The following is a 10091-nucleotide window of genomic DNA, read 5'->3' on the forward strand; positions in this document are numbered from 1 at the left end:
TATGAACGTGAAACAGAAAAAACGCTTTATCGCAGGGGCAAGCTGCCCAAGTTGCAACACTCAAGACACACTCCGTTGGTGGATTGAAAATAATATCGAGCTGGTGGAATGTGTCGATTGTGACTTCACAGAACAGCGTAAACCGAAAACTGTAGAGAAATCTGAACACGCGAATCAAGAAATGATCGGTATTTTTAAGCCAGAATGATTGAGTTTCGTTAATTGATCCCCATAATATCCCGGTACAGAATTTTTCCTAAGCTCAACTGTTCGAGCTTAGTCCAAACCTCCTTGGAGCTCTCATGAAAATTGAAAAGAACGTAGTAGTTAGTGTTGCATATCAAGTGAAACTTGAAGATGGCGTAGTAGTTGACCAATCAACTGCAGAAGCTCCACTAGATTACCTTCACGGTCACAACAACCTAATTACAGGTCTTGAAAAAGAGCTTGAAGGCAAAGTAGCTGGCGACAAGTTCTCTGCAACTGTTACTCCAGAAAACGCATACGGCGAACACAACGACGCACTAGTTCAACGTGTTCCTGCTGACGTATTCCAAGGTGTTGAGCAAATCGAAGTTGGCATGCGTTTCCTAGCGGATACTGACCAAGGTCCAATCCCAGTTGAAGTTACTGAAGTAGATGGCGACGAAGTTGTTGTTGATGGTAACCACATGCTAGCTGGCCAAACTCTAACGTTTGACGTTGAAGTTGTAGCGGTTCGTGAAGCGACTGAAGAAGAAGTTCAACACGGTCACGTACACCAAGAAGGCGGCTGTGGCGGTCACGACCACGATCATGACCACGAAGGCGGTTGCTGTGGTGGCGAAGGCCATGACCACGGTGAAGAGAAAAAAGACGGCTGCTGTGGCGGCGGTAGCTGTGGTTCTCACTAATACCGAATTAACGGTTTAGTTTAAGAATCTTGAAAGCCTCCCTTGTGGAGGCTTTTTGCGTTTAGGAGTCTCGCTTTTCTCTACCAAACTAAGTGTCCGCAAATCTAAGCATTCGTAAAAGTTTGGTTTTCGTTATCAGACATCGAACCATGGATGTGGTATTGATAGCACAACATTATAAGACGACGTCAGTGGAGAGTTTGTATGTCACAGCCTTTTTCAATTGCCATTCATGGTGGTGCAGGAACCATCTTGCGCGAGCAAATGAGCTATGAATTAAAAGCGGGTATTACCGAGGCTTTGGAAAAATCGGTTTTGGCTGGTTATCAAATATTGCAATCGGGTGGTGATGCTCTGGATGCGGTAGTGGCATCGGTTAAGGTGATGGAAGACAGCCCGCACTTTAATGCCGGTAGGGGCTCTGTTTTAACGCATGATGAATTTGTTGAGATGGACGCTTCTGTGATGCATGGCCGCGAAATGGATGCAGGTGCTATTGCAGGCGTTCGCCATATCAAAAACCCAATTGAGCTTGCACGTGATGTGATGCGGAAAAGCGACCATGTGTTGCTGATTGGTGAAGGTGCCGAGAAGTTTGCGTTTGAGCATGACTACACCTTTACCGAGCAAGACTACTTCTTTACTGAGCGCCGCTATGACCAACTTCAGTCGATGAAAGAGAAAGGCATCTTTGCTCTGTCTGAAGCGAAATATGATCAGCAGCAAGCTGAGAAATACCCTGACGATAAAAAGTACGGCACGGTTGGTGCGGTCGCATTAGACCAAGCGGGTAACTTAGCGGCAGCAACCAGTACCGGTGGCGTGACCAATAAGAAATACGGTCGTGTGGGTGACTCTCCGATCATTGGTGCAGGAACCATCGCTGAAAATGGCAATGTTGCCGTCTCAACAACCGGGATGGGTGAGTTCTTCCTACGTAAAATGGTCGCCAGTGATGTCGCAGCACGAATGCGTTATCTGAAAGAAGATGTGCACACCGCTTGTGAAACGATCATTCAAGGTGAATTGAAAACCATGGGTGGAGAAGGTGGCTTGATCGCTATCGATGGCCAAGGCGATATACATTTTGGTATGAACAGCTCAGGAATGTATCGTGCAAGCGTTGATACTCAAGGTCGTGTTGAAGTGAAGATTTATGCCGACGACTAAGTTGGTATCGGCTTAATTGGCTTTAGCTTATTCACTGAGATGAAATAAACAAAAGGGCGACAGATAAGTATCTGTCGCCCTCTTAGTTTTCTATGTCCCGTCCTGAAATGTGTTTACACATTGAGGACGAGAAACTAACGATATGCGTCGTTAGATTTAATTGGTTATTTTGAACCGCACTTAATAGTGTGGAGGTGGCGTCTCTTCTGATGCGTCAGCTAGATTAGAGCCATCCATATTTTTCACTTTGCCAACCACGAACTTCATCTGGTCTTGCATTCTCGTGATCAACATTTGTTGTTGGCTAAGCGCTTCATTGAGTTCTTCAATGGTCTGTTCTTGGAAAGCTAGCTGACACTCTAGGTCATTTACGCGGCTTTCTAGTTGTTCAACTCGCTTTTCTGTCATCGTTCTTAATCCACATTCCAAGCTTGGGCAATGCCCGCAGAGGTGCCCGATATCACACGGTTCTTATCATCAAAGGCTGCATCATACACTACCGCACGAGGAGGGCGAGCATCTTTTAATGGCTCAGCATCGTGGCGAGAAATTCGCTTGCCATCCTGAGTATTCCACACACTCACTTGGCTGGATGGTGTGCCCGTCACCAACATACTGCCGTCATCAGAAAAACGCGCACTCGAGAAAATCAACTGTCGAGACCAGCTTTGCAATTGCGCTTGAGGTTCGCCCGTTTCAAGATCCCAAATCATCGCTTGATTGCCGCCATCAGAGGTAAAAGCCAGTTCACCATCGCGTTGTAGCGCGACTCGTACTACTCTTTGTTCATGCTCAAAGGTGCGCAACACCAAGCCCGACTCGGTATCCCAAAGGTAAGCTTTGTAGTCGTTGCCGCCGGATAAGGCGTAGCGGCCATTAGAAGAGAGGGAGACTGAATTCACTTTTTCTCGGTGAGCAAGGAACTCCAGACGGCGTCCGGTGACTAAGTCCACATAGATGGCTTTTCCATTAGACAGGCCAAGCAATACTTTTTCACCATTGCTAGAGATATCGACATCGCGAATTAAGCCATCGGAGATAGACCAAAGCCCTTGTGCTTGAGTCCAAGAGAGGTCCCAAACGGCGAAGTTCATCTGGCTTGCGGTAATGGCAAAGCGGCCATTGTCCGAGATACGGATACGCGATACTTGGTTTTCTAATTGATCTTGTGGGCCGAGTTGAGCTAACTCTTTGTTTTCGGCAAGGTCCCAAAGCAATAGTTGTTTTTTCTGAGAGTAGAGCAGGGCGAAGCGTCCATCTCTGCTAAGGGCAAAGCTGGTGGCACCATTGGGTTCAATTTCCCAACGTTGCTCATCATCTTGGAAGAAAAAGCAACCATTTAACAAGGTGATGACAATTGTACATAGCAATGAGTGGAAAAATATTCGCATCACATCTAATAATCCGGTTTGTGTCGAAAGACATATGACTAGTATATTGTTATAACTAACGTATTCACACCAATCTAATCATTAGATTTGTGCACAATAACCAATGGCTTGGCCATTAATTGGAGAATTCAATGAAATCAGTTTTAAAAGTATCACTGCTTGCCGCAACGGTTATGCTAGCAGTTGGTTGTCAGAAAGAAGAACCAAAGGCAGAAGCTCCACAGGTTGAAGAAGTTAAAGTTGAAGCAGTAAACTTTAAAACAGAAGACGACAAAGCGGCATACGCAATCGGCGTATCTTTCGCTAACTACCTAAGCACAAGCATTGATAAGCCAAGCGAGCTAGGTATTAACCTAGACAAAGATATGGTTCTTCAAGGTATCGAAGACGTATTCGCAGAGAAAACTGCACTGAACGAAGAAGAAACTCGCGCAGCTCTTGAAGCTCTAGACAAGCGTGTTGCTGAAACTATGCAAGCACAAGCGGCAGAGAAATCAGCTGAAACTAAGAAAGCAGGTGATGACTTCCGCGCTGAGTTCGCTAAAACTGAAGGCGTTAAGCAAACTGAATCTGGTCTACTTTACCAAGTAATGACTGCTGGTGAAGGCGCTTCTCCAAAAGACACTGATACCGTTCAAGTACACTACAAAGGTACGCTAACAGACGGTACTCAGTTCGACAGCTCTTACGATCGTGGCGAACCAGCAACATTCCCACTAAACCGCGTAATCCCAGGCTGGACTGAAGGCGTACAACTGATGCAAGTTGGTTCTAAGTACAAGTTCGTTATCCCGCCAGAGCTAGCATACGGTGAGCAAGACACACCGACTATCCCAGCTAACTCAACGCTAGTATTCGAAGTAGAACTACTAAACATCGATAACGCTGAAGCAGCTCCTGCACAGTAATATCGGTTAAAAGCCTCGTACTAAAATACGTTGATTGAATAAAAAGCCTAACTTTGAGTTAGGCTTTTTTTATGATTTGAAGATGAGTATTTGATTTTTAAACTTGTTCTAAATCACTAGTTGCAATGTTAGCTAGGTGTGCAATTAAAATTTTCTGATAAACTTACATAAATTTGTTGATTTTTCACACGAAGGTAAGGAATAAGTGACTACTACAGAAACAGTCAATGCAGATGTGTTACTTGAAATGGAATCAGTCCACGTTATGCCATTCAGTGAACACGATAAAATCATTCTAAGATCTTATGAGGCCGTTGTTGACGGTATTGCGAGCCTTATTGGTCCGTTTTGTGAAATCGTTTTGCACTCTTTAGAAGACCTCAATACTTCTGCGATTAAAATTGCCAACGGCGAAAATACAGGTCGTCAGGTTGGCTCGCCGATTACCGATCTTGCATTGAAGATGCTAAAAGATATTGAAGGTTCTAAGCGTAACTTCTCACGTTCATACTTCACTCGCGCTAAAGGCGGAGTGTTGATGAAGTCGATCACGGTTGCTATCCGCAACGGTGAAGACCGAGTGATTGGCCTACTGTGTATTAACGTGAATCTAGACGCGCCATTCTCACAAGTGCTGCAATCGTTCATGCCTACACAAGACGCAGACGAAGCCGCATCATCGGTTAACTTCGCTAGTGACGTTGAAGAACTTGTCGACCAAACGGTTGAACGCACCATTGAAGAAATTAACGCTGACAAATCGGTATCGAACAATACTAAGAACCGTCAGATCGTGATGGAGCTGTACGACAAAGGTATTTTCGATATTAAAGACGCGATCAACCGCGTTGCTGAGCGACTGAACATCTCTAAGCACACCGTGTACCTATACATCCGCCAACGTAAAACAGAGGATGAAGAGGGTTGCTAAGCTATACACTCCTAGTGAATGGGCCAGTCTATGGCTCACAGTCAGCAAGAAGTGCCTACCAGTTTGCCGTGGCTCTGATTAAACAGGGCCACAAACTTCACAGTGTGTTCTTCTACCAAGATGGCGTGAGTAACGGCTCAGACCTTACCGTACCGGCTAACGATGAATTTGATTTAGCTTCTGCTTGGCAAAAGCTGGCTGATGAACACGATGTTAGCCTTGAAACCTGTGTGGCAGCTGCGCTAAGACGCGGAGTGATTAGCTCTGAAGAAGCAGAGCAACATCAACTAAGTGCCTCTAACCTAGCCACTGGATTTACTCAAGCCGGATTAGGGAGCTTATCGGAAGCGCTACTAACGCAAGATAGGGTTGTGCAGTTTTGAGAAAGTTAGCCTTTATATTTAACAGTTTCCCTCATACGACCGCTGCGGGTAGAGAAGGGTTAGACGCCCTGCTTGCTGCGTCCGCATATAGTGAAGACATTGCCGTGTTCTTTGTTGGCGATGGCGTGACACAGCTTCTCAAAGCGCAGCAGCCCGACGAAACACTATCGCGTGACTACATCTCTGCATTCAAACTTATGGACCTGTACGACATCGAACAGGTGTATGTGTGTCAGCGTAGTCTGAGTCAGTTTGGTCTTTCAGCAGACAACCTGCTGATCGATGTGACCACCGTTGAAGCCGACGAGTTAACGCAGAAGTTAGCTCAGTGCCAACGGATACTGACTTTCTAGGGGACGCTATGCTTCATATTGTAAAATCAGTCGACAAACTTAAACTCGCATTGACCTATTCTCAGCCACAAGATCAGTATCTTTTGGTGGAAGATGCGGTGTATGTTTGCCTTCCCAATCATGAGTTATTCACTCAAATCTGCGCAGTAGAGCAGGTGTCGGTGTTAAAACCAGATCTCGATAGCCGAGGTTTACAACTACTTGTCTCAAGTACCATTGATCAAGTTGACTTCGATGGCTTCGTTAAACTGACGGTTTTGAACGACAAATCAGTCACTTGGTAGCTGTGTTTTATCAGTTTGGTTAAAAGTATACCATCCTGAGCTCTAGACGGCTAAAAAAGATCTGTATATTTCTTGACACACCTCCCACTGCTGAATAGAATTTTGCGTCCCTAATTACGACTTGTGATTAGGGATAGATTTTTCACAAAGCTTACTTTCAAGTAAATTTCAGGAGCTAGTTAATGGCAACTATTAACCAGTTGGTTCGCAAACCTCGTGTAAAGCAAGTTGTTAAAAGCAACGTGCCTGCACTAGAAGCGTGCCCACAAAAACGTGGTGTATGTACTCGTGTTTACACTACTACACCTAAAAAACCTAACTCGGCACTACGTAAAGTATGTCGTGTACGTCTAACTAACGGTTTCGAAGTAACTTCGTACATCGGCGGTGAAGGCCACAACCTACAAGAGCACAGTGTTGTACTAATCCGTGGCGGTCGTGTAAAAGACCTTCCGGGTGTTCGTTACCACACTGTTCGCGGCGCACTTGACTGTGCTGGCGTTAACGACCGTAAACAAGGTCGTTCTAAGTACGGTGTGAAACGTCCTAAGTCTTAATTGATTCTCTTTTTTAAAAAGAAATCGTTAAGTAAGGCCAAACACTATTTTATTTATTATTCTGAAAAGTTTTGGAAAAAACCTGAAGAAGACAACGGAGAATATCCATGCCACGTCGTCGCGTAATAGGTCAGCGTAAGATCCTTCCAGATCCTAAGTTCAAATCTGAATTGCTGGCAAAATTCGTTAACATCCTTATGGTTGACGGAAAGAAATCTACTGCAGAAAAAATCGTTTACACTGCACTAGATTCAATGGCTGAGAAGTCTGGTAAAGACCACTTAGCTGTATTTGAAGAAGCTCTTGAAAATGTTCGCCCAGCGGTAGAAGTTAAATCTCGCCGTGTAGGTGGTTCAACTTACCAAGTACCTGTAGAAGTTCGTCCGGTTCGCCGTAACGCTCTTGCTATGCGTTGGGTAGTTGAAGCTGCGCGTAAGCGTGGTGAAAAATCTATGGCTCAACGCCTAGCTGCTGAAATGCTAGACGCGTCTGAGAACAAAGGTACTGCGGTTAAGAAACGTGAAGACGTTCACCGCATGGCTGACGCAAACAAAGCGTTCGCACATTACCGTTGGTAATACCTTTTTAGTGCTGCAAGGTTCCTTGCAGCACTTCTTTAGTTCCTATGCTTATGCTAGGAACTATTGCTATTTCTAGGGCAAGCAATTTTTAGCGAAGCATCGCTTTTAACGCCTAATCTAGACATAGCAATAGTCCCTAAGTCTCTAATAAGAGGATTCAACCGTGGCTCGTAAAACTCCTATAGAGCAATACCGTAATATCGGTATCGTTGCTCACGTAGATGCAGGTAAAACAACCACAAGTGAACGTATTCTGTTCTATACCGGTCTTTCTCACAAAATCGGCGAAGTTCACGATGGTGCAGCAACCATGGACTGGATGGAGCAAGAGCAAGAGCGCGGTATTACGATCACTTCAGCAGCAACCACTACGTTTTGGCGTGGTATGGAAGCTCAGTTCTCGGACCACCGTATTAACATCATCGACACTCCTGGACACGTTGACTTCACAATCGAAGTAGAACGTTCTTTGCGTGTACTTGATGGTGCAGTTGTTGTGTTCTGTGGCTCATCTGGTGTTGAACCTCAGTCAGAGACAGTATGGCGTCAAGCTGATAAGTACCAAGTTCCACGTATGGTTTTCGTTAATAAAATGGACCGTACCGGCGCAGACTTCTTGCGCGTAGTTGAACAGATCAAGGATCGCCTAGGCGCGACTCCTGTTCCAATTCAACTGAACATTGGTGCTGAAGAAAACTTCCAAGGCGTTGTCGATCTTATCAAGATGAAGGCAATTAACTGGAACGAAGCTGACCAAGGCATGACTTTCACATACGAAGATATTCCTGCAGACATGCAAGAAATGGCTGAAGAATATCGTACAGAACTTGTTGAAGCTGCTGCAGAAGCAAATGAAGAGCTGATGGATAAGTACCTTGAAGAAGGTGAACTAACAGAAGCTGAAATCAAACAAGGTCTTCGTACTCGTACCCTTAATAATGAAATCGTACTTGCTACTTGTGGTAGTGCATTCAAAAACAAAGGTGTACAAGCTGTTCTAGATGCAGTTGTTGATTTCCTTCCTTCTCCAGTCGATGTACCTGCAATTAAAGGTATCGATGAAGACGAGAACGAAGCAGAGCGTCACGCAGACGACAAAGAACCGTTCTCAGCGCTAGCATTCAAGATTGCAACAGACCCATTCGTTGGTACTTTAACTTTCATCCGTGTTTACTCTGGTGTTGTTGAAAGCGGTAAAACAGCTTACAACTCTGTGAAGAAACAACGTGAACGCTTAGGTCGCATTGTTCAAATGCACTCAAACAAGCGTGAAGAAGTAAAAGAAGTACGAGCAGGTGACATCGCAGCCATCATTGGCCTGAAAGATGTGACTACTGGTGAAACCCTTTGTGACCAGAACCATAAGATTGTTCTTGAGCGCATGGAGTTCCCAGATCCAGTGATTCAGATCGTTGTAGAGCCAAGCTCTCAAGCTGATCAAGACAAAATGACTATCGCTCTAGGTAAACTAGCAGCGGAAGACCCATCGTTCCGCGTTGATATGGATGCGGAAACTGGCCAGACTCTGATTTCTGGTATGGGTGAACTACACTTAGATATCATCGTTGACCGTATGAAGCGCGAATTTAGCGTGAACTGCAACGTTGGTAACCCGCAAGTGGCTTACCGTGAGACTATTCGTGGTACAGCGAAAGCGGAAGGTAAATTTATCCGTGAACATGGTGGTAAAGGTCAGTACGGTCACGTATGGCTGAAACTAGAACCATCAGAAGCTGGCGAAGGCTTTGTCTTTGTGGATGAAATTGCCAATGGTATCGTACCGAAAGAGTTTATCGCTTCAGTTGCTAAAGGCGTTGAAGAGCAGATGAACAATGGTGTGCTTGCTGGCTATCCAGTTTTGGATATCAAAGCTACACTATATGATGGTTCTTACCATGAAACAGATTCAAGTGAGATGGCGTTTACAATCGCTGCCTCTATGGCTTTCAGAACGGGTGCACTTGAAGCGCAACCGGTTCTGCTTGAGCCTATGATGAAAGTTGAAGTAACTACTCCAGAAGACTGGATGGGTGACGTTGTTGGCGATATTAACCGTCGTCGCGGCATCATCGAAGGTATGGACGAGGGGACAGCTGGCCTGAAGATAATTCGTGCACAAGTTCCGTTGTCTGTCATGTTCGGTTACGCAACTGATTTACGTTCTGCGACACAAGGTCGTGCTTCTTACTCTATGGAGTTTAGTGAGTACGCTGAAGTGCCTAACAATGTTGCAAAAGCAATCATTGCAGAGCGTGGTTAAACAAAAGGAAGGCATTTTTTTTCATTTTTTGAAAGAACAATGCGTCCAAATATTGCGCTAACGAGAGTTGGCGCATAAAATAGCAATTTCTGGCGCGTCTCGCTCAATAATGAACGTGGCGAATCATAACTAGGAAGGAACACGATTGTGTCTAAAGAAAAATTTGAACGTACGAAACCGCACGTAAACGTTGGTACTATCGGCCACGTTGACCACGGTAAAACAACTCTAACTGCTGCTATCTGTACTACTCTTGCAAAAGTATACGGCGGTGTTGCTAAAGATTTCGCATCTATCGATAACGCTCCAGAAGAGCGTGAGCGCGGTATCACAATCGCAACTTCTCACGTTGAGTACGACACTCCAGCACGTCACTACGC

Annotated in this window: 14 protein-coding genes; 12 read left to right on the forward strand and 2 right to left on the reverse strand. The window is 45.1% G+C overall.

What is annotated here, in order from left to right; all coding sequences use genetic code 11:
* The first annotated feature begins 7 nt into the window (after positions 1–7).
* From AB4558_RS10620 to AB4558_RS10630, 3 genes are all read left to right on the forward strand, one after another.
* Positions 8–208, forward strand: coding sequence for a YheV family putative zinc ribbon protein (locus AB4558_RS10620; protein WP_029235422.1), 201 nt, complete (start codon positions 8–10; stop codon positions 206–208).
* Between the two features lie 94 nt (positions 209–302).
* Complete coding sequence (gene slyD, locus AB4558_RS10625; protein WP_372073448.1) at positions 303–893, forward strand: peptidylprolyl isomerase; 591 nt, start codon at positions 303–305, stop codon at positions 891–893.
* 204 nt (positions 894–1097) lie between these two features.
* Positions 1098–2063 carry an isoaspartyl peptidase/L-asparaginase family protein gene (locus AB4558_RS10630; RefSeq protein ID WP_017066209.1) on the forward strand — a complete coding sequence of 322 codons (966 nt, stop codon included), beginning with the start codon at positions 1098–1100 and terminating at the stop codon, positions 2061–2063.
* 180 nt (positions 2064–2243) lie between these two features.
* On the opposite strand, the gene AB4558_RS10635 is transcribed toward AB4558_RS10630, so the two are convergent.
* Both AB4558_RS10635 and AB4558_RS10640 read right to left on the reverse strand, forming a co-directional pair.
* The gene (locus AB4558_RS10635) at positions 2244–2471 is read right to left on the reverse strand and encodes a SlyX family protein (protein WP_009848930.1); all 228 of its coding nucleotides are present in this window, start codon (positions 2469–2471) and stop codon (positions 2244–2246) included.
* A 5-nt stretch (positions 2472–2476) separates the two neighbouring features.
* A complete protein-coding gene (locus tag AB4558_RS10640) occupies positions 2477–3454 on the reverse strand; it encodes a WD40 repeat domain-containing protein (protein WP_372073504.1) in 978 nt (325 codons plus the stop codon).
* A gap of 131 nt (positions 3455–3585) precedes the next feature.
* Here AB4558_RS10640 and fkpA point away from each other — a divergent pair, with 131 nt between their 5' ends.
* The 9 genes from fkpA to AB4558_RS10685 form a co-directional block, all read left to right on the forward strand.
* Positions 3586–4362 (forward strand): FKBP-type peptidyl-prolyl cis-trans isomerase, encoded by a 777-nt coding sequence (fkpA, locus tag AB4558_RS10645; protein ID WP_102393029.1) that lies wholly within the window; start codon positions 3586–3588, stop codon positions 4360–4362.
* Positions 4363–4567: 205 nt separating this feature from the next.
* Positions 4568–5293, forward strand: a complete 726-nt coding sequence (locus AB4558_RS10650; protein ID WP_004729851.1) for a transcriptional regulator — start codon at positions 4568–4570, stop codon at positions 5291–5293.
* The gene (gene tusD, locus AB4558_RS10655; protein WP_017063709.1) at positions 5287–5676 is read left to right on the forward strand and encodes a sulfurtransferase complex subunit TusD; all 390 of its coding nucleotides are present in this window, start codon (positions 5287–5289) and stop codon (positions 5674–5676) included. Before AB4558_RS10650 ends, tusD begins: the two co-directional genes overlap by 7 nt.
* Positions 5673–6029: a sulfurtransferase complex subunit TusC gene (gene tusC / locus AB4558_RS10660; RefSeq protein ID WP_372073446.1), complete on the forward strand. Its 357-nt coding sequence runs from the start codon at positions 5673–5675 to the stop codon at positions 6027–6029. The genes tusD and tusC overlap by 4 nt, the downstream gene beginning before the upstream one ends.
* Before the next feature lie 8 nt (positions 6030–6037).
* Positions 6038–6313 (forward strand): sulfurtransferase complex subunit TusB, encoded by a 276-nt coding sequence (gene tusB, locus AB4558_RS10665; RefSeq protein WP_017063711.1) that lies wholly within the window; start codon positions 6038–6040, stop codon positions 6311–6313.
* A 182-nt stretch (positions 6314–6495) separates the two neighbouring features.
* Positions 6496–6870, forward strand: coding sequence for a 30S ribosomal protein S12 (gene rpsL / locus AB4558_RS10670; RefSeq protein WP_004737194.1), 375 nt, complete (start codon positions 6496–6498; stop codon positions 6868–6870).
* A 107-nt stretch (positions 6871–6977) separates the two neighbouring features.
* Entirely contained in the window at positions 6978–7448 is a 471-nt protein-coding gene (gene rpsG, locus AB4558_RS10675) for a 30S ribosomal protein S7 (RefSeq protein ID WP_010435163.1), read from the forward strand.
* Between the two features lie 166 nt (positions 7449–7614).
* Positions 7615–9711: an elongation factor G gene (gene fusA / locus AB4558_RS10680; RefSeq protein ID WP_017061101.1), complete on the forward strand. Its 2097-nt coding sequence runs from the start codon at positions 7615–7617 to the stop codon at positions 9709–9711.
* A 147-nt stretch (positions 9712–9858) separates the two neighbouring features.
* On the forward strand, positions 9859–10091 hold a 233-nt coding region (locus AB4558_RS10685), incomplete at its 3' end, for a GTP-binding protein (protein ID WP_240698606.1).

It is taken from the genome of Vibrio sp. 10N.222.51.C5, from assembly GCF_041474575.1.
GTDB lineage: Bacteria > Pseudomonadota > Gammaproteobacteria > Enterobacterales > Vibrionaceae > Vibrio > Vibrio crassostreae_C.